Annotated in this window: 24 protein-coding genes; 7 read left to right on the top strand and 17 right to left on the bottom strand. The window is 37.8% G+C overall.

Annotated elements, in window-relative coordinates; translation table 11 throughout:
• Positions 1 to 13: 13 nt before the first annotated feature.
• The 3 genes from hpf to A0739_RS01430 form a co-directional block, all read right to left on the bottom strand.
• Positions 14 to 562, bottom strand: a complete 549-nt coding sequence (hpf, locus tag A0739_RS01440) for a ribosome hibernation-promoting factor, HPF/YfiA family (protein WP_000599111.1) — start codon at positions 560 to 562, stop codon at positions 14 to 16.
• Between the two features lie 79 nt (positions 563 to 641).
• Positions 642 to 1,304, bottom strand: coding sequence for a ComF family protein (locus A0739_RS01435; RefSeq protein WP_061586812.1), 663 nt, complete (start codon positions 1,302 to 1,304; stop codon positions 642 to 644).
• Positions 1,301 to 2,599 carry a DEAD/DEAH box helicase gene (locus A0739_RS01430; RefSeq protein ID WP_061586811.1) on the bottom strand — a complete coding sequence of 433 codons (1,299 nt, stop codon included), beginning with the start codon at positions 2,597 to 2,599 and terminating at the stop codon, positions 1,301 to 1,303. The genes A0739_RS01435 and A0739_RS01430 overlap by 4 nt, the downstream gene beginning before the upstream one ends.
• A gap of 56 nt (positions 2,600 to 2,655) precedes the next feature.
• On the opposite strand from A0739_RS01430, the gene A0739_RS01425 reads away from it, so the two are divergent.
• The 3 genes from A0739_RS01425 (at position 2,656) to cysK (ending at position 4,773) form a co-directional block, all read left to right on the top strand.
• On the top strand, positions 2,656 to 3,291 hold the full coding sequence (locus A0739_RS01425; RefSeq protein ID WP_061586810.1) for a YigZ family protein: 636 nt from the start codon (positions 2,656 to 2,658) through the stop codon (positions 3,289 to 3,291).
• Positions 3,292 to 3,306: 15 nt separating this feature from the next.
• Positions 3,307 to 3,750 carry a PH domain-containing protein gene (locus A0739_RS01420; protein WP_061586809.1) on the top strand — a complete coding sequence of 148 codons (444 nt, stop codon included), beginning with the start codon at positions 3,307 to 3,309 and terminating at the stop codon, positions 3,748 to 3,750.
• Between the two features lie 96 nt (positions 3,751 to 3,846).
• Positions 3,847 to 4,773, top strand: coding sequence for a cysteine synthase A (cysK, locus tag A0739_RS01415; RefSeq protein ID WP_061586808.1), 927 nt, complete (start codon positions 3,847 to 3,849; stop codon positions 4,771 to 4,773).
• An 88-nt stretch (positions 4,774 to 4,861) separates the two neighbouring features.
• Here the strand turns inward: cysK and tsf are convergent, their stop codons facing one another.
• From tsf to yfmF, 12 genes are all read right to left on the bottom strand, one after another.
• Positions 4,862 to 5,902 carry a translation elongation factor Ts gene (gene tsf / locus A0739_RS01410; RefSeq protein ID WP_061586807.1) on the bottom strand — a complete coding sequence of 347 codons (1,041 nt, stop codon included), beginning with the start codon at positions 5,900 to 5,902 and terminating at the stop codon, positions 4,862 to 4,864.
• A 79-nt stretch (positions 5,903 to 5,981) separates the two neighbouring features.
• A complete protein-coding gene (gene rpsB, locus A0739_RS01405) occupies positions 5,982 to 6,761 on the bottom strand; it encodes a 30S ribosomal protein S2 (RefSeq protein WP_000268475.1) in 780 nt (259 codons plus the stop codon).
• Positions 6,762 to 6,984: 223 nt separating this feature from the next.
• On the bottom strand, positions 6,985 to 8,193 hold the full coding sequence (gene pcsB, locus A0739_RS01400) for a peptidoglycan hydrolase PcsB (RefSeq protein WP_000726991.1): 1,209 nt from the start codon (positions 8,191 to 8,193) through the stop codon (positions 6,985 to 6,987).
• 93 nt (positions 8,194 to 8,286) lie between these two features.
• The gene (gene mreD / locus A0739_RS01395) at positions 8,287 to 8,781 is read right to left on the bottom strand and encodes a rod shape-determining protein MreD (protein ID WP_001237915.1); all 495 of its coding nucleotides are present in this window, start codon (positions 8,779 to 8,781) and stop codon (positions 8,287 to 8,289) included.
• A gap of 2 nt (positions 8,782 to 8,783) precedes the next feature.
• A complete protein-coding gene (gene mreC / locus A0739_RS01390) occupies positions 8,784 to 9,599 on the bottom strand; it encodes a rod shape-determining protein MreC (RefSeq protein ID WP_061586806.1) in 816 nt (271 codons plus the stop codon).
• A gap of 60 nt (positions 9,600 to 9,659) precedes the next feature.
• A complete protein-coding gene (locus A0739_RS01385) occupies positions 9,660 to 10,454 on the bottom strand; it encodes an energy-coupling factor transporter transmembrane component T family protein (protein WP_000377881.1) in 795 nt (264 codons plus the stop codon).
• A complete protein-coding gene (locus A0739_RS01380; protein WP_061586805.1) occupies positions 10,447 to 11,286 on the bottom strand; it encodes an energy-coupling factor transporter ATPase in 840 nt (279 codons plus the stop codon). The genes A0739_RS01385 and A0739_RS01380 overlap by 8 nt, the downstream gene beginning before the upstream one ends.
• Positions 11,271 to 12,098: an energy-coupling factor ABC transporter ATP-binding protein gene (locus tag A0739_RS01375; protein WP_061586804.1), complete on the bottom strand. Its 828-nt coding sequence runs from the start codon at positions 12,096 to 12,098 to the stop codon at positions 11,271 to 11,273. Before A0739_RS01375 ends, A0739_RS01380 begins: the two co-directional genes overlap by 16 nt.
• Positions 12,095 to 12,640, bottom strand: coding sequence for a CDP-diacylglycerol--glycerol-3-phosphate 3-phosphatidyltransferase (pgsA, locus tag A0739_RS01370; RefSeq protein ID WP_061416341.1), 546 nt, complete (start codon positions 12,638 to 12,640; stop codon positions 12,095 to 12,097). Before pgsA ends, A0739_RS01375 begins: the two co-directional genes overlap by 4 nt.
• Positions 12,641 to 12,650: 10 nt before the next feature.
• Positions 12,651 to 13,472: a cytoskeleton protein RodZ gene (gene rodZ, locus A0739_RS01365; RefSeq protein ID WP_061421566.1), complete on the bottom strand. Its 822-nt coding sequence runs from the start codon at positions 13,470 to 13,472 to the stop codon at positions 12,651 to 12,653.
• A 35-nt stretch (positions 13,473 to 13,507) separates the two neighbouring features.
• The gene (yfmH, locus tag A0739_RS01360; RefSeq protein WP_061586803.1) at positions 13,508 to 14,791 is read right to left on the bottom strand and encodes an EF-P 5-aminopentanol modification-associated protein YfmH; all 1,284 of its coding nucleotides are present in this window, start codon (positions 14,789 to 14,791) and stop codon (positions 13,508 to 13,510) included.
• Positions 14,788 to 16,038, bottom strand: a complete 1,251-nt coding sequence (gene yfmF / locus A0739_RS01355; RefSeq protein WP_061586802.1) for an EF-P 5-aminopentanol modification-associated protein YfmF — start codon at positions 16,036 to 16,038, stop codon at positions 14,788 to 14,790. The genes yfmH and yfmF overlap by 4 nt, the downstream gene beginning before the upstream one ends.
• A gap of 160 nt (positions 16,039 to 16,198) precedes the next feature.
• Between yfmF and yaaA the strand changes: the two genes are divergently transcribed.
• Complete coding sequence (gene yaaA / locus A0739_RS01350) at positions 16,199 to 16,567, top strand: S4 domain-containing protein YaaA (protein ID WP_000455876.1); 369 nt, start codon at positions 16,199 to 16,201, stop codon at positions 16,565 to 16,567.
• A 2-nt stretch (positions 16,568 to 16,569) separates the two neighbouring features.
• On the top strand, positions 16,570 to 17,667 hold the full coding sequence (gene recF / locus A0739_RS01345) for a DNA replication/repair protein RecF (RefSeq protein WP_061586801.1): 1,098 nt from the start codon (positions 16,570 to 16,572) through the stop codon (positions 17,665 to 17,667).
• Positions 17,668 to 17,719: 52 nt separating this feature from the next.
• Here the strand turns inward: recF and guaB are convergent, their stop codons facing one another.
• Positions 17,720 to 19,198 carry an IMP dehydrogenase gene (gene guaB, locus A0739_RS01340; RefSeq protein WP_000073416.1) on the bottom strand — a complete coding sequence of 493 codons (1,479 nt, stop codon included), beginning with the start codon at positions 19,196 to 19,198 and terminating at the stop codon, positions 17,720 to 17,722.
• 162 nt (positions 19,199 to 19,360) lie between these two features.
• Positions 19,361 to 20,386, bottom strand: coding sequence for a tryptophan--tRNA ligase (trpS, locus tag A0739_RS01335; protein WP_061586800.1), 1,026 nt, complete (start codon positions 20,384 to 20,386; stop codon positions 19,361 to 19,363).
• Positions 20,387 to 20,581: 195 nt separating this feature from the next.
• On the opposite strand from trpS, the gene A0739_RS01330 reads away from it, so the two are divergent.
• Both A0739_RS01330 and A0739_RS01325 read left to right on the top strand, forming a co-directional pair.
• Positions 20,582 to 22,204 carry an ATP-binding cassette domain-containing protein gene (locus A0739_RS01330; RefSeq protein ID WP_000958791.1) on the top strand — a complete coding sequence of 541 codons (1,623 nt, stop codon included), beginning with the start codon at positions 20,582 to 20,584 and terminating at the stop codon, positions 22,202 to 22,204.
• 61 nt (positions 22,205 to 22,265) lie between these two features.
• A complete protein-coding gene (locus A0739_RS01325; RefSeq protein ID WP_061586799.1) occupies positions 22,266 to 24,818 on the top strand; it encodes a YfhO family protein in 2,553 nt (850 codons plus the stop codon).
• Positions 24,819 to 24,821: the final 3 nt, after the last annotated feature.

The following is a 24,821-nucleotide window of genomic DNA, read 5'->3' as shown; positions in this document are numbered from 1 at the left end:
TGAAAATTCTATTTTATGATTCTTTCACTTCTAACAAACCGACTTCACCATCTTCACGGCGATACAAAACATTAGTTGTTTGATCTTCTACATCTACATAGATAAAGAAATCATGTCCCAATAAATCCATTTGAAGAAGCGCTTCTTCTAAATCCATTGGCTTCAAATCAATTTGTTTTGAACGAACGACTTTGGGTTGCACAACATTTGCATCTTCAACTAGAGCATCTGTAAAGAGTTGACTTGTCGCAACTTTATTTTTATTCTTACGTTCGATTTTAGTTTTATTTTTACGAATCTGACGTTCAATTTTATCTGTTACAAGATCGATAGAACCATACATATCTTGAGAAATATCTTCAGCACGAAGAGTGATAGACCCAAGCGGAATTGTTACTTCAACCTTTGCTGTTTTTTCACGGTAAACTTTCAAGTTCACACGTGCATCCAACTCCTGCTCAGGTTGGAAATACTTTTCGATCTTTTCGAGTTTAGAAACTACATAATCACGAATTGCTTCTGTTACTTCTAGGTTTTCACCACGGATACTATATTTAATCATATAAGTACCTTCTTTCTAAACATTTTTGTTTTTCTAACTATATTATAACGCTTTCATTTTCATTTTGCAAATTTTTTCCTCATCTTACAAGGGAAAAAGTTTTAACTTCCAAAGCACCTGCTTCTGCCAAAAGTCGTTTCACACGATTCACAGTTGCCCCTGTTGTATAGATGTCATCAATCAGCAAAATCTTCTTAGGAAGTGAGATTCCATCTTTAATAAAAAATGGAATTTCAGTAGCCAACCTTTCTAAACGGCTTTTAGAAGAACTAGCACTCTCTTCTCTTTTTCCTAATATATCTTTAAAAGAAAAGCCTGCTGCCTCAACCAAACCCTCGACTTGGTTAAACCCCCTCTCAAGCAATCTTTCAGGACTTAGGGGAATTACAACAAATTGATAACCTCTATACTTTTTCAGCTCCTCAGCAAGAACGGAAGCAAACACTTTTCTAAGCAAAAAATCACCATCAAACTTATATTGACTGAAAAAGTCTTTCATAGCTTGATTATAGGTAAAGATTGCCTTATGATCAACTTTAATTCCATCTTTACACCAAGATTTACAATCTTGACACTGATTTGACAGGCCTACTTTCATACAGTTTGGACAATATTTCTCACCAATCTTCTCAAAACTAGAAGCACAAGCTGAGCAAAGATAACTGCAGTCATCTTTTAAAATGAAGAGACTACCAAAAGTTAACTCACTTTTTGTAGTCTGGCCACATAATAAACAGTTCATAACCCTGCCTCCTTATTCATCTGCTTGATTTCCTTGATTGCCTTTTTGATGGAAGCATTTAATCCATCATGAAAGAAAAGCAACTCACCAGTTGGTCTGTCCATACTACGCCCAACTCGCCCTCCAATCTGAATCAAACTAGACTTGGTAAAGAGACGATGATTAGCTTCTACTACGAAAACATCCACACAAGGGAAGGTAACCCCGCGTTCCAAGATTGTCGTACTGATTAGTATTGTCAGTTCTCCATCTCGAAAAGCTTGCACCTGCTCTAATCGGTCTTCTGTCACAGAAGACACAAAGCCGATATTCTCATTCGGGTACTGCTCCTGCAAGATTTCTTTTAGTTTTTCGCCTTTCTTAATCTCTGATGCAAAAATCAGTAAGGGATAACCTGTTCTTCTCTGTTTCTCAATATAAGTCTTTAACTTGGTTGACAATTGATTTTTCTCTAAACAGCGATTAAAATCCGATAACCAGACTGGTTTAGGAATAATCAAAGGATTTCCATGAAACCGTCTCGGCAAGCTTAATCTTTTTAATTCCCCTGTGCGAACCTTCCTATCTAACTCATCTGTAGAAGTTGCTGTAAGGAATATCCTCAATCCATCCTCCTTTACACTATTCTTTACAGCATAGTAAAGCATAGTGTTGTCAACATAAGGAAAGGCATCTACCTCATCCACTATCAACAAATCAAAAGCATGATAAAATTTTAATAACTGATGAGTTGTTGCAATTACTAAGGGAGTTCGAAAATAGGGCTCTGATTCGCCATGGAGTAGCGCTATATCGCAAGCAAAGTCATTCTGCAGTCGCTTATACAGTTCTAAACATACATCAATTCGAGGACTGGCCAAACAAACTGCACCACCATCATCAATCACTTTAGCTACAACTTGATAGATCATCTCTGTCTTTCCAGCACCTGTCACAGCATGAACTAAAGTCGGTTCTTTCTTTTCGACTGCTCGAACCAACCCCTCTGATACCTTTTCCTGAAAAGGGGTTAACTGACCACGCCATTTGAGAACATCTTGCTTTGGAAAATCTTCCTGCGAAAAATAGTATAAGGCTTGATCACTCCTAACTCGCTTCATCAGCAAACACTCCCTACAATAGTAGACGCCGATAGGCAAATACCATTCTTCTAGAATCGAACTATTACAACGTTGACAAAACAGTTTCCCCTTCTCTTTTCTCATTGCTGGCAGTCTCACTGCTACCTGTCGTTCTTCTTCAGTTAATTCTTTCTCAGTAAACAAGCGACCGAGATAATTTGGATTTACTTTCATACTTTAATATTCGTAAAAATCTAGCACTTTAGGTGTTTTTTTAGTACAATTAAATCATGGAATTTAGAACAATTAAAGAGGATGGACAAATCCAAGAAGAAATCAAAAAATCCCGATTTATCTGTCATGTCAAGCGTGTTTATAGCGAAGAAGAGGCTCGTGACTTTATCACTGCTATCAAAAAAGAACACTACAAAGCCACCCATAACTGCTCTGCTTTTATTGTAGGGGAACGCAGTGAAATCAAGCGTACGAGTGATGATGGTGAGCCTAGTGGTACTGCTGGAGTTCCTATGCTGGGTGTCTTAGAAAATCATAATCTTACCAATGTCTGCGTAGTAGTTACTCGTTACTTTGGTGGAATTAAGTTAGGCGCTGGAGGTTTGATTCGTGCTTATGCAGGAAGTGTAGCCTTAGCTGTCAAAGAAATAGGCATTATTGAAATCAAAGAGCAAGCTGGCATAGCCATTCAGATGTCTTACGCTCAGTATCAAGAATATAGCAATTTTCTTAGAGAACATAAACTCACGGAAATCGAGACAAACTTTACGGATCAAATCAATACCATAATTTATGTTGATAAGGAAGAGAAAGAAAATATCAAGTCTGCTCTTGTAGAGTTTTTTAATGGAAAGGTTACTTTAACAGATCAAGGTTTACGAGAAGTTGAAGTTCCTGTAAACTTAGTGTAAATAAAGGAGAAATACATGGCGTTTGGGAAATTTATTCAAGGACTTGCTGGTAACTTCAGCGAGCAAAACAAAGAAGCTCTTATCAAAGAATATGGTCAATACCTACTAGAGAATGAAGAAATCCAAAGTGGATATAAGCTCATTCGTGACGCAATCATCTTTACAAATATTCGTATCATCTTTACAGATAAGCAAGGCGCTACTGGTCGCAAAATGTCTGTTAAATCACTCTTTTTGATGAACATTGTCAACGTTGAAATGGAAACTGCAGGAGCAGGTATAGACGATAGTGAGATTACGATCACTTATTTAGAGAATGTCTTTCTAAAAGCACATAATGAGCATTTTAGTTACCACAAATTTGAATTTCCTAAGAAAACGGATATTCTTCCCCTTTACTCCTATTTACTAGAACTTGCTTATCACAATCGATTGAAAATTAATGGCTTAGACCTTTGATATAAAAAAATCCTATCGCTTCGATAGGATTTCTATATTTTACAAATAGCCTAGAGCACGTTATACTAGTATCATCTTATACAAAGAGGTATATCTATGACTATTTACAATAATATTACTGAACTAATCGGACAAACACCAATTGTTAAACTCAACAATATTGTTCCAGAGGGTGCTGCAGACGTCTATGTTAAACTAGAGGCCTTTAACCCAGGATCTTCAGTCAAAGACCGTATTGCCCTTAGCATGATTGAAAAGGCTGAGCAGGATGGCATTCTAAAACCCGGTGCTACTATTGTTGAAGCAACAAGTGGAAATACTGGAATCGGTCTTTCATGGGTTGGTGCTGCTAAAGGATATAAAGTTGTTATCGTCATGCCAGAAACGATGAGTGTGGAACGACGTAAGATTATCCAAGCCTATGGCGCTGAACTCGTCCTTACACCTGGTAGCGAAGGTATGAAAGGTGCGATTGCCAAAGCCCAAGAAATCGCAGCTGAACGCGATGGCTTTCTGCCTCTCCAGTTTAACAATCCAGCTAATCCTGAAGTACACGAAAGAACAACAGGAGCTGAAATACTAGCTGCTTTCGGTTCTGATGGACTAGATGCCTTTGTGGGTGGTGTCGGTACTGGTGGAACAATCTCAGGTGTTTCTCATGCACTCAAAGCAGCAAATCCAAACATTCAAGTTTATGCAGTTGAGGCAGATGAATCAGCTATCTTATCTGGGGAAAAACCAGGACCTCACAAAATTCAAGGTATCTCAGCTGGATTTATCCCTGAAACACTTGACACAACGGCCTATGACAGTATCGTTCGCGTAACGTCAGATGATGCTCTAGCACTTGGCCGTGAGATCGGCGGAAAAGAAGGTTTCCTTGTTGGGATTTCTTCTGCCGCAGCCATTTATGGAGCAATCGAAGTTGCCAAAAAATTAGGTACAGGTAAGAAAGTACTTGCTTTAGCACCAGATAACGGCGAACGTTATCTGTCTACAGCACTCTATGAATTTGAAGTGTAGTCTCCTAAATACACAAAGCCCTTGTTAAAGGGCTTTTTAAATTTTTAATAAAAGAAAAAGGAAGCAAACTTGCTTCCTCTTTTTATTATTAGTTATTCAAGGCTGCTGCCATTGTAGCTGCAACTTCAGCTTCAAAGTCATTTGCAGCTTTCTCAATACCTTCACCAACTTCAAAGCGAGCGAACTCAACTACTGAAGCGTTAACTGATTCAAGGTATGCTTCAACTGTCTTGCTGTCGTCCATGATGTAGACTTGTGCAAGAAGTGTGTATGCTTGGTCAACCTTAGTGTTGTCAAGCATGAAGCGATCCATTTTACCTGGGATGATTTTGTCCCAGATTTTTTCTGGTTTGCCTTCTGCAGCCAACTCAGCTTTGATATCAGCTTCAGCTTGAGCAATCACTTCATCAGACAATTGTGCTTTTGATCCATACTTCAAGTGTGGAAGAGCTGGTTTACCAACCATTGCACGACTTTCGTTATCTTGGTCAATTACGTGGTTCAATTGTGCCAACTCATCTTTAACGAACTGCTCATCCAATTCTTTGTAAGAAAGAACTGTTGGTTTCATCGCAGCAATGTGCATTGAGATTTGTTTAGCAAGCGCTTCGTCTCCACCTTCAATAACAGAGATAACACCGATACGACCACCATTGTGTTGGTATGCTCCAAAGTGTTGTGCATCTGTTTTTTCAAGCAAAGCAAAACGACGGAATGAGATTTTTTCACCGATTGTAGCTGTTGCAGATACATATGCAGCTTCAAGAGTTTCACCTGAAGGCATTGTCAAAGCAAGAGCTTCTTCGTTGTTCGCTGGTTTTCCTTCAGCAATTACTTTAGCTGTTGCGTTTACCAAGTCAACGAATTGAGCGTTTTTCGCAACGAAGTCAGTTTCAGCGTTTACTTCAACTACTGCTGCAACGTTACCGTTGACATAAACACCAGTCAAACCTTCTGCAGCAACGCGGTCAGCTTTCTTAGCTGCTTTCGCCATACCTTTTTCACGAAGCAATTCAATCGCTTTTTCGATATCACCGTCTGTTTCTACAAGCGCTTTTTTAGCGTCCATAACACCGGCACCAGATTTTTCACGCAACTCTTTTACAAGTTTAGCTGTAATTTCTGCCATTTTGATTCTCCTATATTTTTTAAAAAATAGGAGAGCTGGGCTACGCCCCGCCCTCCTAGGTAATTACTATTTATATGAATTAAGCGTTGTCGCCTTCTACAACTTCAACGATTTCTTCGATTGAATCTGCTTGAGCTTCTGAAGCTGCAAATTCTGCTTCAACTGCTGCTGCATCTTCACCTTGACGTCCTTCGATGATAGCGTCAGCCAATTTAGCTGTGATCAATTTAACTGCGCGGATAGCGTCATCGTTAGCTGGGATGATTACATCGATATCGTCTGGATCAGTGTTTGTGTCAACCATGGCTACAACTGGGATACCTAGTTTTTTAGCTTCTTTAACAGCGATTTGCTCTTTATGTGGGTCAACTACGTACATTACATCTGGGATACGAGGCATGTCTTCGATACCACCCAAGAATTTTTCAAGACGTGCACGTTGTTTGTTAAGAAGGGCAACTTCTTTCTTAGGAAGAACGTCGAAGATTCCTTCTTCTTCCATACGTTTGATTTCTTTCAAACGAGCAATACGTTTTTGGATAGTTCCCCAGTTAGTAAGAGTTCCACCCAACCAACGGTGGTTGATGTAGTATTGACCTGAACGCTCTGCTTCTTCTTTAACAGCGTCAGCAGCTTGTTTCTTAGTACCAACAAACAATACAACTGCATCGTTAGCTGCTGCATCACGCATAAAGTCGTAAGCTTGGTCAGCGTATTTTACAGTTTGTTGCAAGTCGATAACGTGGATTCCGTTACGCTCAGTGAAGATGTACTTAGCCATCTTAGGGTTCCAGCGGCGAGTTTGGTGACCAAAGTGTACACCAGCCTCAAGAAGTTGTTTCATTGAAATTACTGCCATGAGTATTTCTCCTTTTTGTTTTTTCCTCTCCTCGATTTCAACTTGCAAAACGACCCGAGGGCAACAGTTTCACAATTCATCAAGAATGAGTATTATCGTTTACACGACAAGTTTCATTTTATCACATTTTAGCCATATTTTCAAGTGGTTTTAATAGATTTCGGCCTTGCTTTCGAAAAAAAATAATAAAAGAGACTCACATCGAGCCTCTTCGTTTCATTCATTAGTTTGGATAGATATATGTTACGTAACCTTCAGAAGTTGTAGTTGGGTTGAACCATCCACGTTTGTTACCGATTGTACGATCTCCACCATAGTTTGATTCTGATACTTGAATGCTAGTTGATGATGAAACTGCTGTAACAACCGCTACGTGTCCATATCCACCGTCATTCCAACATGCAATCGCACCAACTTGTGGAGTTGATCCAGTACGGAATCCTGCAGCTGCTGCACTTGTAGCCCACTGCGCTCCGTTACCCCAGTAATCTCCAGCCCAAGGTGCTAATGTTTTAGCTCCCCAAGTACATTCTCCAGTTGGATAACTTGAAGCATTTGTACTATATGTTGGACGCTGTCTAGTTGGAGTTGGAGCAGGTGCTGGAGTATAGCTTGAATCATCATCTGATGAAGAGCTTGAAGTTGCTTGCACTTGATCTGAAAGTGTTGTATTTCCAGAAGCAACAACTGATTGTTGTTGGCTTGTTTGACGTGCTTTATAAGCCGCTTCTGCTTCAGCTGCTGCTTTTGCTTCTGCCTCTGCTGCTGCTTTTTGTTCCAATAAAGTAGCTTTATCACTTTCTGCAGTAGCTTTCTCTGCAGCAAGGTTTAACTCAGCAACTTTCAACTCTGCTTGTTTTGTTGTCAATGCTTGTGCATCGTCAGCAAGCGTTTGTTGGTTCGCAATGACAGTGTTGATTGCTTCATTATTTGCAACCTGTTTTTCAGCGATAGATTTCTTATCAGCTTTCTGTTGTTCCAACATTTTGTTGTTAGCTGATACAATCTCGCTCATTGCTGCAACACGTGAAATAGCTTCTGTAATTGATTTTGAGTTTACAATTGTATTGATGTAGCTAGTTGCAGCACCGTTTGTTTGTGCGCTACGTGCTTGTTTCTCCAAAGATTCATTACGAGCAACAATGTTCTTAGAAAGCTCTGTAATTTCTCCTTCAAGTTTTTTAGATTCAGCTTGTAGAGTTTCGTTCTCAGCTTCCAAGTTCGTTTGTTGAGTTTGGATAGCTGTAACTTGCGTTTGGATTTCATCTACTTGTTTTTGAGCTTCTTTTTGTTGAGATGTCAAATTACTAATCTTACTATCTTGAGCAGCAATCTTTTCATCAGTTGTTTCAGCGTGAACAGTTGTCAATACCGCCGCTTGAGACACTAATACTGTACTTAATAAAAGTGACGCTAAGATTTTTTTCTTCATATTGTGTAGATACTCCTTCTATTTAAGACATTACTAGTATACCAAAAAAAGACATAATAAATATTACGCCTTTGTTACATTTTTATTTCTTTCTTATAGATAACATTTTTCAAAAATATATTGGAAAATAAGCATCCATAAAAAGTTTAAAATCATTGATGGGACAAGGCTATAGACGATGAAAACTGGCATCGATTCTACTGTCAATCCCATAGCAAGAGCAAGGAGGTAGCTCCCCATATCAAATAGGAAACTCATCACAACTATTGTTAACATTCTTGTCCAACGGTTTAGCAAAATTACACTATTAAATTTATGGAGCGAAGCACCTATTAAGATAAATAGAAGTGTCGCAATTCCTATCAAGTGGAAAAAATAGATATCGTACACCAAACCCACTATACCGCAATAAGCTAGATAGAGATATTCTGAAACCTCAATTGTCTCAAACAAGAGAAATAAAAACAGAAAATGACTTGCTAAATGAAAGTGAGGGAAGAAGGATCCCGCTAATTGTCCAATATGTGCATCAATTAATACAACAAAAGGGAGTAAAAAGAAAATACCAATTTGTTTTAACAGTCTCATTGTTAATTCCCCACTAACTCTACCACATGAAGATTTTTGGTGTCAGCACTCAACTTGACTGTTACTTCCTTTGTTAGATAATCACTGCTGTGTGTTGTAGCAACAACCTCTCCAACAGGAATATCCTTAACATTAAAGTTTCCGAGCCCCCCTGTAGTCACCTTGTCTCCTGCGCTAATGTCACTGTTACTATTTAATTGGCTAATTTTAAGCAGTTCTGACTCCTTATCATAACCAACGATAATCCCGTAAATTTCAGTAGAACCATGCAGGATTTTAACAGAAATTTTGTCTGAATTTTCGGTGTTTGTCAATAGGTTGATCGTTGTTGAATGATCCTCCACCTTTGAAACACTACCAATCAAACCCCCGTTTGAAATGGCCAACATATTTTCAGAAGCTCCTTTTGAACTTCCCGCATCAATTGTTAACTCTTGTTTCCAAGATACTGGAGCTCGCATAATCACATCTGCTGCAATGGTTTTTGTTGCCTGCAATTTTGACTTCATATCCAGCAACTGACGTAGTTGTTCATTTTCATTTTTTAAACTTTCTGATTGATTAGACTCCACCTCTAGTTGATAGAGCTGTTTTTTTAGACTCTCATTTTCATTGTAAGTCTGCGTCAAATGTCCCAAATCCGATTTGAAAGTATCAAACCACTGAAAGGGTTTTTGAACAATTCTATCTACTAAGGAAATCCCATCTCCTAGTTTCGTCACAATAGCGCTTGAATAGGTTGTCACTAATAGAACAGAAACTGCCAAAACTGTGACAAAAACGATGATTAGATATTTTGATTTTTTAAAACGGTTCATATTCCTACCTTTATACTAAAAACCTGCTACTGTGAGCTTCTTATCAATCCTACAAACCTGCTAAGATTTTAAGAAAAATAAGAAACATCCCAGTACCAAAATCACAAGAATTGCCAGTGTATCCTTTTGACTCCATCTCAATTGTCTATACTGACTTCTACCCTTTCCTCCCTGATAACCACGCGCTTCCATGGCTATTGCCAATGAATCTGCACGCTTTAAGCTCGTCGCAAAAAGAGGAATTAAAATTGGAATCATAGCCTTTACTTTTTGCACGATGCTACCTTCGCCAAAGTCAACTCCACGAGCTTTTTGAGCATTCATAATTCTCGTCGTATCATCCATCAAGGTCGGAACAAAACGCAAACTCATTGATAACATAAGACCAATTTCATGAACGGGAACTTTCACACGTTTCAGCGGTGCTAAAAGAGCTTCAACTGCGGCTGCCAGACTCAAAGGCATGGTCGTTAAGGTTAGCAAGGTTGAAAAGAAAATAATCAACACAAAACGACAGAAAATGATTCCTGCTTGTTGCAAAGCATAATCCGTTATTCTTATAAAAGAAAACTCAAATAGGACATTTCCACTTGAAATGAAAAAGAGCTGAAAAAGAGTCGTAAAAGCAATCAAAAAGAACATGGATTTTAATCCCTGAACGAAAAATGAGAGGGAAACGCCTGACAAAGCGATAAATATACCTGTCGCTATAAACAAAATGAGATTGGTGAGGGGATTATTAGCCCAAAATACAATCAAAATTAACAGGATCATGGCAAGCAATTTACTACGTGGATCCAAGCGATGAATAATGGAATCCCCCGGTATATAACGCCCTAAAATCATACTATCCATTTAGCGACTCCTTAAACTCCTCTATCTTGATTGGCAGTTTTTTAAAAGCTACACCCCTATCTGCCAAACGTTTACAAAAGGCTGTTATTTTAGGCACACCTAACTGCACCTTTTCCATAGAGGCTACATCTTGGAAAACATCACTCGGCTTGCCACTTTTGACTAAACGCCCCTTTTCCATAACATAGACCTGATCAGCATACGTAGCTACATCATCCATCAAATGCGTTACCAGAACGATTGTCATTCCAGAAAGGTGGAGTTTTTTAAACAAGATCATCAGTTCTTTTCTGCCCAGAGGATCTAGTCCAGCTGTAGGCTCATCCAAAACCAAGACAGTTGGCTCCATGGCTAGCATACCTGCTATAGCCACACGTCTCATTTGGCCACCCGAAAGTTCAAAAGGACTGCGCTCAAAGAGTGACTCATCGATACCTACCAAGGCTAACTTTTCACGCGCAATTTTCTTGGCCTCTTCCTCAGAAACTCCAAAATTTTGCGGTCCAAATGCAACATCTTTCAAAACAGTCTCTTCGAAAATCTGATTTTCAGCAAATTGAAACACTAGACCAACTTGCTTTCGAATCTGACGAATTTCTTTATTGGTTGATGTAGGGGTAATGACGGTATCGAAAACTCGAACAGAACCCTTACTTGGTACCAATAGGCCATTTAAAAGCTGTAAAATCGTTGATTTCCCACTGCCTGTGTGCCCTACTAAAGCTGTATAGGAACCATCCTCAATCGTCAAAGAAACATCAGTCAAGGCTGATGAAGATAGGGGAGTTCCCTCTTGATAGGTAAAGCTCACATTTTCTAGAGTAATTCCCATAACTTGTCCTCTAGCTCTCCTTCTGTCAAATAGCCATCCGGCAACTGATAACCAGTCTCTCTCAAAGATTCTCTCAATTGATTAGTAAAAGGTTCATCCAACCCTATCTGGTCAAGGTCACCCCGAGAAAAAAGTTCTCTTGGGCTGCTGGTTGACTCCACTTGTCCTTTTTTCATGACCAAGACACGGTCACTCATCGCAACTTCTTCCAAGTCATGTGTAATGGAGACGACCGTCATCTGATGGTCTTTTCGAATCTCTTGAACTGTCTGAATCAGTTCTCTTCGTCCCTCGGGGTCCAACATACTTGTAGCCTCATCTAGAATTAAAATAGCTGGCCTCAAGGCAACAACTCCTGCAATGGCCACCCGCTGTTTTTGTCCACCAGATAAACGAGCTGGTTCTCTCTTCTTAAAGTCCAGCATCCCTACCAACTCCAAAGAATCAGCCACTCTCTTCTTCATTTCTTCACGAGGAAGTCCCTGATTTTCTAAACCAAAGGCAACATCATCTTCAACAGTCGCCCCCACAAATTGGTTATCTGGATTTTGAAAAACCATACCAATTTGACGGCGTAAGTCCCAAACGTTCTCAGAGGACAGCAGTTGGCCATCTATCCAGATTTCCCCAGACTCTGCTTCAAGCAAGCCATCAATCAAACGGATAGTTGTCGATTTTCCACTCCCATTATGACCTACAATCGAAAGCCATTCTCCCTGTTTCACGTGAAACGAGATATTATTAACATCATAATGATCCTGGTCTTCCTTGTAACGAAAAGACAGATTTTTTACTTCAATAATCGATTTCATTTCGAATCAAATGTCCCTTTGAATACATGAGCGCTACCCTTGAAATAATCATATCCAGAGTAGATAGTGAAAAACAAAGCGATATAAAGCAACAGCTGACCAATTAAATTCCAATGTAAGAGCAAAAAGATAATAGCAAACATCTGACTAAAGGTCTTGATTTTCCCTGGCATCGCTGCTGCTAGAACTGTCCCTCCCGTCTCAACAAGCAACAAACGCAAGCCTGTCACCGCAAGTTCACGACAAATGATAATAGCAACAACCCAAGCTGGAGCCATACCTAACTCAATCAACATGATAAAAGCTGACATAACCAACAGCTTATCAGCCATCGGATCAGCAAACTTTCCAAAGTTGCTGACTACATTCCATTTACGAGCAAGATAGCCATCAAGATAATCCGTTATACTAGCGACTGCAAAGATGATCGCCGCTAGCAAATGACTGCCTTGTGAATGGCCCAAAGTCAAAATAAGAATAAAGAGAGGTATGAAGAGAATTCTACCAATAGTTAATACATTAGGAATTTGTTCTTTTTTCATTGATTTTTCCTTAATCTGTAGTAAATGTAAGTGTTACAGTTCCAGTCTGAGTTGTCAGCTTCGAAGTATCAATCGTTTGATTGTCCACAGTCACAGTAACTCCCTTCACTACACCTAAAGTAATGGTAACGGGATTCTTAGTTGAAACTGTTGTTTTTGCATTCTTATTGTCTGCGGATAGTGTCACACCACCCTCCAGCTCACTTCCTGAAACACTTACCCAGCTAGTTGTATCTGAAACTGCTAGTTGAACAGTAGCGGTTTCCTTACTCGTTTTATACCGAGCTTCAATGCGGTTTCCTTCGCCTGACACTGTAATAGTTGATTCCGTAGTAGAAGACGAGCTAGACGTCTGACTACTAGAAGATGAACTAGATGAGGTTGTTGAACTAGTTGAGTTCACAACACTATAGTTAGCTGAAGAAGGACTTGGCTGAGTTTGGATGTAGTTCCAAACATAGTAAGTGACAAAAATTAAAATTGACAAAGCAAATAGAACGAAATAAAACAAGGGGAGATAAGACGTTTTTTTCTTATTTGATCGTCTGCGACCAGACAAGTCTTCTTCATCGACATCTACCTCTTCATAAGTGATCATACTACCTGAATCATAGGCATCTAATACAATTCTTTCATCTAATTCTACTGCCCAGGCATATTTTCTTAAAAAAGAACGAGCGTAGAAGGTACTAGGAAGTTGATCAAAATCATCTGCCTCCATAGCTTCTAGAAAATGCAACTGAATTTCAGTTTTTTCCTGTAATTCTTCCAGACTCAATCCCTGGTTAATTCTGGCTAAACGTAGAACCTCGCCAATTGTTTTTTTTCTCATACGTATCATTCCTTCTTTCTAGTATTAGTCATCTTTTAAGCTGGAAAGATTGTAAAATCAACTAGATCACCATTATCAATCAAACGATGCCCAGCCTCTAGAACATCCTCCAAAGTAATTTCCTGTAAAATTTTCGGAAAATCAAAAATTGTTTCTCCGCGATCCATCGGATCGTATTGAGTTGCAATAAATTCCAAGGAGTTCATGCTACTGAAAAATTCCCCAAACATCTCACTCTTAACAAGATCTAAATGTTCCTCTGTAATATCCGTATCACTACTAAACTGACGAATCGCTTTACGAAATTGATGTGACAGAGAAACAGGCTCTTTGGTGTCCATTGTCAATATCACAAAATGAAAGCGACTGTTGACTTCAACCTCAAGTGACAATGACGCATCTAACTTCCCAGTCTCATATAACCTTTGAAAACGATCAGAAGTCCAACCAAACATCATCGTAAATAGTAATTTCAATAAAATATTGTAACGATAAGACTCAGCTTCTGTTATTTGCACATTACCTCTAATCGCAACAGCAAGTTTGGGTGAAGAAACTTCCATCCGAAGACTATCTGTTTGCTTCACAGGCTGCAAAAGGAGTTGCTCTTTTGAAACTGTAAACTGGTTTGAAACTTCCTTTCCCTTTTTCGAAAAGTATTCCTCAACAACTTTTACATCAATATTCCCAACTAAAAACAGTGACATGTTGACAGGTTTGTAAAACTCTGTAAAGTTCTCTTTTAAATTTGAAACTTGAATCTCAGAAATTGATTTTTCACTTCCAACTATATCTGTCGCTAAAGGAGTATCAGGATAAAGGTTGGCTAATGTTGCAAAAAACAAACGTGAGTCTGGATCGTCTTGGTACATTTCTCGTTCTTGCTGGATAATATCCTGTTCCCTCAAAACAGACTCTTCTGTAAAATGAACATCTCCGACTAACTCATCTAGCAAATCTAAATTCTCTAATAGATGGTCAATTGTTGAAAAAAGATAGCTGGTCTTAGTAAAGCTTGTAAAGGCGTTACTGTCCGCACCTAATCGAGTAAAAGCAGCCATTATATCCTCAGAATTTTCTCTTTCAAACAATTTATGTTCAAGAAAATGTGCAATTCCTGCTGGATGATGACGTAAACCTTTTTCCAAGCTTGTATAAGTTGCATCTACAGAACCAAATTGAACCGTTACAATCCCATAAACCTCATTGAAATCTTGCTTAGGGAGTAAAGAAACTGTCAATCCATTTGACAATTGTGTTTTGTAGACTGTTTCCTTTACAGCAGGATAGTATTTTTCTTCAAAAGTAACCTTTGTCATTCTACTCCTTCCATAAAGTAAATCGCTTGTAACTTCAAACCATTGGCAACTTTACATACAGCTTCTTTATCAACATTCTCTAATTTTGCCACCAATCGATCAATGTCAAAGCTTGATTTTCCCAATAGAGCATTCAAATAGACTCTTTCAACTAGGGTCTGTTGATTATCTTGAGCCATCAACAAAGATCGTCGAATCATCTCCTTTGTTTGTTCAAGTTCAAAATCTGTAAAGTTACCCTTTTTCAGATCTAGCAATTGATGATTCATCATTTTTCTAGCCTGATTTCGATTTTCTCTATCAATACCCGCATACATCCTTAACAGACCACTAAACAAATCCAATTGACTAGAGACTGTGTAGGCTATTCCAGCATTTTCACGAACGTTTGTAAAAAGTTTCGAATGTGCAAATTCACCCAACAAACCATTCATCACAAGCATGGGCAAATGCTCATCATCGCCATATTTTATAGGAGAATGATACCCTAATTCCAAAATTGATTGCCCAACATTCCTCTGAATCATTCCCTCTCGTAGAACATTCGAATAAGACTGATAATATTGGATAGGAACACAGTTCTCTCTAGCTGTAAGGGATAATGACTTCAGTGATTCTGTGATTTCTACTTCATTAAAATCACCTAAGAAAAAGAAATCAATACGATCATTCTTCAGAGCATTCTGAAAGCACGTGTAGCTACTTTCTGGAGACTCATTTGAAATGCTATTTCGTAAATCACTGTATCTCAATTGAAGACGCTCATCATGGAAGAACAAGCTATCCAACTCCTTATGAGCAAAATAAAATGAATCATCCATATCAGTAGCTAAACTAGCCAATAACTGTTTTCTTTCAATTTCAAATAAGGCTGGCTCAAAAGCACCATCTTGAACTAAGGGGGAAAATGAAGTCTGTTTTACTAATTCCAAAATTCGAGAAGTCAAGACATTCTTTTTACTTAAAAAATCATCCCTCACATAAGTAAATGTTAAGTCAAGAATATGTGCCTGTCCTCTACGATAAGCACTTGTGGAAATATCTGTTCCATATAAACTTGCCAAGTATCTGCGAAATGCTTGTGATGTGGGATAAGCTTGATTTGCCGTCTCCAACATACTCGCACTTAACATGCGTCCTGCTATTGTCTCAAGAGATAAGGGAGCAGTAAAACGAATAGTGATTTTATTTGTTTTAAACTTTTTGGATTGAACAAAATGTGCTGAAATTCCAGGCACTAATTCCATACCTTACCTCCTTACATATAGAGTTCTATTATACCACGAAAATCAAAATTTTTCTTGTTCTCTTTATAGCTTTAAAGAGTAAAATCGTTTTCATTTCAACTAACTTTCCTTCAGCTATTTCAAGGAAAATATGGTATAATACCAAAGATTGAGGTGAATTATGGAATACAAATTATTTGAAGAATTTATTACGCTCCAAGCCCTCCTAAAAGAACTTGGAATTATACAAAGCGGTGGTGCTATCAAATCCTTTTTAATAGATCATCAAGTTTACTTTAATGGCGAGTTAGAAAGTAGACGTGGGAAAAAAATCCGTATTGGAGATACGATTGATATTCCTGATTTAAAGATTGACATCACCTTGACACAACCAAGTTTAAAAGAGCAAGAAGAGTATCAAGCAGATAAGATTGAGAAAGAGCGAATTGCTAAACTTGTCAAAGAGATGAATAAAGGTATCAAGAAAGAAAAACAAAAAACTTCTTCATCGCCTAAAACCAAACAAGTTCCACGTTTTCCAGGAAGATAACCATGTGGCTCCAACATTTAACAATTAAAACCTTTCGAAACTACAAAGAGGCAAAAATTGATTTCAATCCAAAATTAAATGTCTTTCTAGGTCAAAATGCACAAGGAAAAACCAATATTCTAGAAGCAATCTATTTTTTAGCCTTAACACGTAGTCATCGGACTCGTACAGATAAAAATCTCATTCATTTTGATAACGAGCAACTCCATCTTTCTGGCTTGCTACAGAAGAAAACAAGCTCTATCCCTCTAGAAATTGATTTAACGCCAAAAGGGCGTGTGACTAAGGTCAATCACTTAAAACAAGCGCGCCTATCAGACTACATCGGACATATGAATGTTGTCCTCTTCGCACCTGAAGATCTCCAGCTAATTAAGGGAGCACCTTCTGTCCGTCGAAAATTTATAGACATCGAACTGGGACAAATTAAACCAATCTACTTGTCAGACTTGTCAAACTACAACCATATACTCAAGCAGAGAAATACCTACCTAAAATCTAGTCAGAAGATTGATGAAACATTTCTGTCAGTATTAGATGATCAGTTAGTAGAGTATGGTTGTCGCGTCATAAAGCATCGGATAAAATTCATTAAAGACTTAGAGAAATTTGGTCAAAAAAAACACTTAGAAATTTCAAATAAATTAGAAGAGTTGTCAATATCTTATCAATCATCTGTCAACTTCACTGATGAAGAACAGCTAACAAATTCTTTTAAAATTGCTTTGGAGAAAAGCAGATCCAGAGATTTATTTAAAAAGAATACTGGAGTTGGCCCTCATCGAGATGATATTTCTTTTTATATCAATGGTATGGATGCTAGTTTTGGAAGCCAAGGTCAACATCGTAGTCTTGTTCTCTCTATCAAACTAGCAGAGATCGAGCTAATGGAAAGTATTACCAACGAGTCTCCGATACTCTTGCTCGATGATGTTATGAGCGAACTTGACAATACACGGCAACTAAAATTACTAGAAACCATTTCTCAATCTATCCAAACCTTTATTACAACAACAAGTTTAGACCACTTACAAAACTTACCAGAAAATCTTAGTATTTTTAACATCCAAAACGGTAAAATTTCTGTAAATCAAAATTGACAACATTGTAAACAAAAAGAACTCCTGAAAATCAGGAGTTCTTTTTTACTACTTACATGGAGTAGTTTGGCGCTTCATTAGTGATTTGTACATCATGAGGATGGCTTTCTTTTAGACCAGCCCCAGACATTTCAATAAATTGAGCATTGTCGTGTAGTTCTTTAAGGTTAGCTGCACCACAGTAACCCATACCAGAGCGAATACCTCCAATCATTTGGAAGACAATATCAGCTGCTGCTCCTTTATAGGCAACACGGCCTTCAATTCCTTCTGGAACAAGTTTGTTTGCTTCATTGACAGAACCTTGGAAGTAACGGTCACTTGAACCTTTCTTCATTGCAGCGATTGATCCCATACCACGGTAGGTCTTAAACTTACGTCCTTGGAAGATTTCCGTTTCACCTGGTGCTTCGTCTGTTCCAGCAAACATTGATCCAAGCATAACTGCATTCCCACCTGCAGCAAGGGCTTTTACAATATCTCCAGAGTACTTGATTCCACCATCAGCAATGATTGTTTTACCATATTCACGCGCAACTGCTGCTGCATCATAGATTGCTGTCACTTGTGGAACACCAACCCCTGCAATCACGCGAGTGGTACAAATAGAACCTGGTCCGATACCGACTTTGACAACATCTACACCTGCATCATAAAGAGCACGTGCACCTTCTGCAGTTGCAATATTACCTGCAATCAAAGTACGGTCTGGGAAATGAGCACGAATTTCAGCAATTTTACGTAGAACACCAGCAGAATGACCATGGGCAGTATCAATAACAATTGCGTCAGCTCCTGCTTCAAAAAGAGCCTCTGCACGTTCAAATGTATCTGAAGTGACACCTACCGCACCGGCAACTAGAAGACGACCAAACTCATCTTTTGCAGCATTTGGAAACTCAATAACTTTTTCAATATCTTTAATAGTAATCAAGCCAGAAAGACGACCTTCTTCATCAACCAAAGGAAGTTTTTCAATTCGGTGTTCTTGAAGAATGCTTTCAGCTGTTGCAAGATCTGTACCAACAGGAGCAGTAACAAGATTTTCACTAGTCATATGGTTTGAGATTGGCTGATTGTAATCTGAAATAAAGCGAAGATCTCGGTTTGTTAGAATACCAACCAATTTACGATTTTCAAGTGTCTCCACAACTGGAACACCACTGATACGGTAACGTCCCATCAGTTCATCTGCTTCAGCAATAGTGTGTTCTGGAGTCAAGAAGAATGGATCAATAATAACACCATTTTCAGAACGTTTTACCTTGCGAACTTCATCTGCCTGTTGCGCAATAGACATATTTTTATGGATTACTCCAAGACCACCTGCACGAGCAATGGCAATAGCCATTTGACTTTCTGTGACTGTATCCATGGCGGCTGTTATAATTGGGATATTTAAAGTCAGATTATCTGCCAATTTTGTTGTTAAATCTGCATCATTAGGCAATACATGACTTTCTGCTGGAATGAGCAATACATCATCAAAGGTAAAACCTTTTTTTAAAAATTTAGTATCCCAATTAGACATTGAAGTTTCCTCTTTTCTTTCTTTTTGAGCTTGACTCTTTTTGTATTGTATCTATCATACCATTCTATGAAAATTTGTCAATTATATTTATGGTAGAAATCATAAAAAAACTATCCCTGTGATCCTATGGAAGAGATAGTTTTACGATTCATATTTTATCTATTATTTAAAATAATTTAGTCCCATTGCTCCCTTAACTTCAGATAGAGTTTGCCCCGCAACCTCACGCGCTTTCTCACTACCTTTTTGAAGCATATTGTACACTTCTCCCATATCCTTAGCAAATTCGATACGGCGCTCACGAATAGGACCAAGTTCGCGTTCTAATATTTCAAGTAGATAACGTTTCGTCTTCACATCACCAAGGCCACCACGTTGATAATGTTCTTTCATATCCGCAATTTCTTGAGCATCTTCTGGACGACCAAACACATCTAGATAATGGAAAACCATGTTTCCTTCAATCTTACCTGGATCCTCAACCCGAATGTGGTCTGGATCAGTATACATGCTCATGACTTTTTTACGCAAAGTATCCGCATCATCTGCTAGATAAATACCATTATTAAGGGATTTAGACATTTTAGCATTTCCATCTAAACCAGGCAAACGCCCTGCTCTCTCATTTTCTGGATAAACACCTTCCGGCTCCACCAAGACCTCACAATTATAAGCATGATTAAAGGAACGAACAATCTCGCGAGTTTGCTCAATCATTGGTTTCTGATCTGTCCCAACAGGAACATAATTAGCCTTGAAGGCAGTAATATCTGCTGCTTGCGCAATCGGATAAACCAAAAATCCCGTCGGAATACTTTCTCCAAACCCTTTTTGAGCAATCTCTGTTTTTACTGTCGGATTCCGTTCCAAACGAGCTAGTGATACCAAATTCATATAGTACATAGACAGCTCAGCCAACTCTGGAATCTGGCTTTGAATAAAGATAGTTGATTTACTTGGATCCAATCCAACTGCTAAATAATCCAAGGCAACATTCCCAATCGATTCTACAATCGTTTGAGGGTCTTTGGCGTGATCTGTCAATGCTTGTTGGTCCGCCAAAAAAACAAACATCTCATACTTGTCTTCTTCCTGAAGTAATACTCTGTTTTTAAGACTCCCAACATAATGTCCAATATGCAGTTTTCCTGTTGGGCGATCTCCTGTTAAAATAATGGGTTTCGTCATTTTTTTCTCCTTCGAAATGGTCTCTTCAATTATAGCATTTTTTTGTTAAAATAACAGAAAATTATTAAAATCAAACAACTAACTCTTTGTAAACAAACCTGTAAACTTAATTGACATAAAATTGACAAACAAAAATTTGAATATTTCTCTCTTTTCTAGTAGAATAAATGTATTACATATTATAGGAGAAAAACATTGCTTACAGTATCTGATGTTTCACTACGTTTTAGTGATCGCAAACTTTTTGATGATGTCAATATCAAATTTACAGAAGGAAATACATACGGATTGATTGGTGCTAATGGTGCTGGGAAATCTACATTCTTAAAAATCTTAGCTGGTGATATCGAGCCAACAACTGGTCACATCTCTCTTGGTCCAGATGAACGTCTCTCTGTTCTCCGTCAAAATCATTTTGACTATGAAGATGAGCGAGTTATTGATGTCGTTATTATGGGAAATGAAAAACTTTACAACATCATGAAAGAAAAAGACGCCATTTACATGAAGGAAGATTTTTCAGATGAAGATGGTGTTCGTGCAGCCGAACTCGAAGGTGAATTTGCTGAACTTGGAGGTTGGGAAGCAGAAAGTGAAGCGTCTCAACTACTTCAAAACCTAAACATTCCAGAAGAATTGCACTATCAAAACATGAGCGAATTAGCTAATGGTGAAAAAGTGAAGGTTCTCCTTGCTAAAGCCTTATTTGGTAAACCTGATGTTCTTCTTTTGGACGAGCCAACCAATGGTTTAGATATCCAATCGATTACTTGGTTAGAAGACTTCTTGATTGATTTTGATAACACCGTTATCGTAGTATCCCACGACCGTCACTTCTTAAACAAAGTGTGTACTCATATGGCCGACCTTGACTTTGGAAAAATCAAACTCTATGTCGGAAACTACGACTTCTGGAAGGAATCTTCTGAGCTTGCTGCTAAATTGCTAGCAGACCGTAATGCTAAGGCAGAAGAAAAAATTAAGCAATTGCAAGAATTCGTTGCTCGCTTCTCTGCTAATGCTTCTAAATCAAGACAAGCAACGTCTCGTAAAAAAATGCTTGACAAGATTGAATTAGAAGAGATTGTGCCATCTAGTCGTAAATACCCATTTATCAACTTTAAAGCAGAACGTGAGATTGGTAATGATCTCTTGACAGTAGAAAATCTAACTGTAAAGATTGATGGCGAAACTATCCTAGACAATATTAGTTTCATCTTGCGTCCAGGTGATAAGACAGCTCTTATTGGACAAAATGACATCCAAACGACTGCATTAATTCGTGCAATTATGGGTGACATCGACTATGAAGGAACTGTCAAGTGGGGAGTTACTACTAGCCGTTCTTACTTGCCAAAAGACAACTCGGCTGATTTTGCAGGAGGAGAGTCAATCCTTGACTGGCTGCGTCAATTTGCAAGTAAAGAAGAAGATGACAATACCTTCCTACGTGGTTTCCTTGGTCGTATGCTCTTTTCTGGAGATGAGGTTAACAAACCTGTAAACATCTTGTCAGGGGGAGAAAAAGTACGTGTCATGCTTTCAAAACTTATGCTCTTGAAATCAAATGTCCTTGTACTTGATGATCCAACAAATCACTTGGACTTGGAATCTATCTCAAGCTTGAACGATGGATTGAAAAACTTTAAAGAATCAATCATCTTTGCTAGTCATGATCACGAGTTCATTCAAACTTTAGCAAACCATATTATTGTTTTGTCTAAGAATGGCGTCATTGATCGTATCGATGAAACCTATGATGAATTCCTAGAAAATGCAGAAGTACAAGCAAAAGTTAAAGAACTTTGGAAAGATTAAATAAGACTTCAAAACTCAGTTGGGGTAACCAACTGAGTTTTCTATCATTCTACGAGGTAACATGAAATCATTTTTTAAAACATATTGGACCTATTTTATTTCTTTCATCATTCCTTTAGTAATTATGACCGGAGTATACCTAACTCAAGGTATCTACTGGAATAGCGATACATCTCCACTATTAGGAGATGGTTTCCATCAATACGTTATTTTTGATGTGGCTTTACGAAATATTTTACATGGAAATGGTAGTTTGTTTTACACCTTTACAAGTGGCCTCGGACTAAATTTCTATGCTCTATCTAGTTATTACTTGGGTAGTTTTCTTTCACCCCTAGTTTACTTTTTTAATCTGTCGAATATGCCAGATGCTGTCTATCTGACCACTCTCTTAAAATTTGGATTGATCGGTCTGTCAACCTTCTTTAGTTTGAATAGATTATTTAAAGATATCCCAAAATTTTTAAAACTTACCTTATCTACTTCCTATGCTTTAATGAGCTTCACTGTCAGTCAGTTAGAGATAAAAACCTGGCTAGATGTTTTTATCTTGATTCCTTTCATTATAACTGGTTTACACCTACTTATAACACAAAAGAAGCGCCTACTATACTTTACAAGTTTGTCAATCTTATTTATTCAAAATTATTATTTTGGGTATATGACAGCATTGTTTCTTATTTTCTGGTATCTCTGCCAAATTTCTTGGGACTTTAAAACTCGAAAATCATCTTTTCTTGATTTTGTTGTTACCTCCTTTTTAGCAGGAATGGCTAGTTTGATTATGACTCTCCCTACACTGTTTGATTTACAAACTCATGGAGAGAAGTTGACTGCCATCACAAAATTAAAGACAGACAGTAGCTGGTATCTGGATATTTTCGCAAAACAATTCATTGGATCTTTTGATACAACTAAGTATGGATCTATACCAATGATTTTTGTTGGATTGCTTCCCTTTATTTTAACCATTCTATTTTTCACAATAAAATCTATAAGGTTTCACGTGAAACTTACCTATGCAATTTTCTTTACTTTTTTAATAACAAGCTTTTACATAGAAGCACTTGATTTATTTTGGCAAGGGATGCACACCCCAAATATGTTTTTGCATCGCTATGCTTGGATTTTTTCCACTCTGTTAATTTATACTGCAGCAGAAGTCTTAAATCGTCTGAAAGAACTGAAGCTATGGAATCTATTTATCTCACTTTCTCTTGTACTAACAGGATTTTTGGCTACTGTCTATTTTAAATCACACTATTCTTTTTTAACTAATTTGAATATCCTACTCACTCTTGAATTTCTACTAGTTTATGCTCTTTTACTTCTTGCAGTCATTAGAAGATTTATCTCTGTAAATCTATTTGCAATTCTTTTGTCTATATTTATAACGGCTGAGATAAGCTTAAATGCATCATCTCAAATGGAAGGAATAGCTAAAGAATGGGCCTTTGCTTCTCGTAGCGCCTATAATAGAGATATCACCGCTATGGAATCCATTCTAAACCAAATTGACAATCCATTTACACGTACTGAAAAACTGCAAATTCAGACTGGGAATGACAGTATGAAATTTAACTACAATGGAATCTCTCAATTTTCGTCTGTACGAAATCGTTCAGCTAGCACTAGTTTGGACAAACTTGGATTCAAATCCTCTGGAACCAACCTCAATCTCCGTTATGCTAATAACAGTCTTTTAGCAGACAGTTTATTTGGAATCCAGTACAATATTTCTGAAACTTCACTTGATAAGTATGGATTTCAAGAGATTTATCAAAAGGATCATTTAACCTTATATAAAAATCAACTCTCTTTACCCATTGCCTTTGCCACTCAATCTATTTACACCGATGTAAACTTTAATAATCACACTCTAGATAATCAGGCTTTATTTATAAACCAGCTTGCTAATCTCAACATGGATTACTTCTCCCAAATAGAATATGATAAAACAGATACTTCAGATGGTTTAACGAGCATCACAGGTTCTGCGAATGAAGATGCAAAGATTGATTATCAAATTGAGGTTCCTCAAAATAGCCAAGTCTATCTCTCTTTTTCAAATCTTCATTTTACTAATGATAAACAAAAGAAAGTTGACATCCTTGTCAATGGAGAAAAGAAGACTTTTACAACTGACAATGCATTTAATTTCTTTAATTTGGGTTATACTGAAGAACAAAAAACTTTCAATATCAGTGTTAGTTTTCCTGGAAATTCTCAGGTGTCTTTTGAATCTCCAACCTTCTATCGTTTAGATACTCAAGCTCTTACTGAGGCAATTCAAAAGATTAAAGAACAACCTGTAGAAGTATCCACCTCTAAAAATAAAGTCTTTGCTACATATAAAGTAAAACAAGATACCTCTATTTTCTTCACTATTCCTTATGACAAAGGTTGGTCTGCATACCAAGATGGGAAAAAACTTGAAATCAAGCAGGCTCAGACTGGTTTTATGAAAGTTGATGTTCCAAAGGGAAAAGGCACCATTACACTTTCCTTTATACCCAATGGTTTTGTTATTGGAGCAGCCTGCTCACTAATTGCCCTTCTTCTTTTTGGGATCTATAATCACAGACGAAATTTATCTAAGACAGAAAAAGATTGACCA

Origin of the sequence: Streptococcus oralis, from assembly GCF_001588645.1 — a bacterium.
Classification (GTDB): domain Bacteria; phylum Bacillota; class Bacilli; order Lactobacillales; family Streptococcaceae; genus Streptococcus; species Streptococcus oralis_AB.
Note: the sequence above shows the minus strand (reverse complement) of the source record. Positions and strands in the feature narration are given on the sequence as shown.

Coding starts and splice junctions, on each gene's coding strand:
- hpf (WP_000599111.1), bottom strand. CDS start 562: ATGATTAAATATAGTATCCGTGGTGAAAACCTAGAAGTAACAGAAGCA.
- A0739_RS01435 (WP_061586812.1), bottom strand. CDS start 1,304: ATGAACTGTTTATTATGTGGCCAGACTACAAAAAGTGAGTTAACTTTT.
- A0739_RS01430 (WP_061586811.1), bottom strand. CDS start 2,599: ATGAAAGTAAATCCAAATTATCTCGGTCGCTTGTTTACTGAGAAAGAA.
- A0739_RS01425 (WP_061586810.1), top strand. CDS start 2,656: ATGGAATTTAGAACAATTAAAGAGGATGGACAAATCCAAGAAGAAATC.
- A0739_RS01420 (WP_061586809.1), top strand. CDS start 3,307: ATGGCGTTTGGGAAATTTATTCAAGGACTTGCTGGTAACTTCAGCGAG.
- cysK (WP_061586808.1), top strand. CDS start 3,847: ATGACTATTTACAATAATATTACTGAACTAATCGGACAAACACCAATT.
- tsf (WP_061586807.1), bottom strand. CDS start 5,902: ATGGCAGAAATTACAGCTAAACTTGTAAAAGAGTTGCGTGAAAAATCT.
- rpsB (WP_000268475.1), bottom strand. CDS start 6,761: ATGGCAGTAATTTCAATGAAACAACTTCTTGAGGCTGGTGTACACTTT.
- pcsB (WP_000726991.1), bottom strand. CDS start 8,193: ATGAAGAAAAAAATCTTAGCGTCACTTTTATTAAGTACAGTATTAGTG.
- mreD (WP_001237915.1), bottom strand. CDS start 8,781: ATGAGACTGTTAAAACAAATTGGTATTTTCTTTTTACTCCCTTTTGTT.
- mreC (WP_061586806.1), bottom strand. CDS start 9,599: ATGAACCGTTTTAAAAAATCAAAATATCTAATCATCGTTTTTGTCACA.
- A0739_RS01385 (WP_000377881.1), bottom strand. CDS start 10,454: ATGGATAGTATGATTTTAGGGCGTTATATACCGGGGGATTCCATTATT.
- A0739_RS01380 (WP_061586805.1), bottom strand. CDS start 11,286: ATGGGAATTACTCTAGAAAATGTGAGCTTTACCTATCAAGAGGGAACT.
- A0739_RS01375 (WP_061586804.1), bottom strand. CDS start 12,098: ATGAAATCGATTATTGAAGTAAAAAATCTGTCTTTTCGTTACAAGGAA.
- pgsA (WP_061416341.1), bottom strand. CDS start 12,640: ATGAAAAAAGAACAAATTCCTAATGTATTAACTATTGGTAGAATTCTC.
- rodZ (WP_061421566.1), bottom strand. CDS start 13,472: ATGAGAAAAAAAACAATTGGCGAGGTTCTACGTTTAGCCAGAATTAAC.
- yfmH (WP_061586803.1), bottom strand. CDS start 14,791: ATGACAAAGGTTACTTTTGAAGAAAAATACTATCCTGCTGTAAAGGAA.
- yfmF (WP_061586802.1), bottom strand. CDS start 16,038: ATGGAATTAGTGCCTGGAATTTCAGCACATTTTGTTCAATCCAAAAAG.
- yaaA (WP_000455876.1), top strand. CDS start 16,199: ATGGAATACAAATTATTTGAAGAATTTATTACGCTCCAAGCCCTCCTA.
- recF (WP_061586801.1), top strand. CDS start 16,570: ATGTGGCTCCAACATTTAACAATTAAAACCTTTCGAAACTACAAAGAG.
- guaB (WP_000073416.1), bottom strand. CDS start 19,198: ATGTCTAATTGGGATACTAAATTTTTAAAAAAAGGTTTTACCTTTGAT.
- trpS (WP_061586800.1), bottom strand. CDS start 20,386: ATGACGAAACCCATTATTTTAACAGGAGATCGCCCAACAGGAAAACTG.
- A0739_RS01325 (WP_061586799.1), top strand. CDS start 22,266: ATGAAATCATTTTTTAAAACATATTGGACCTATTTTATTTCTTTCATC.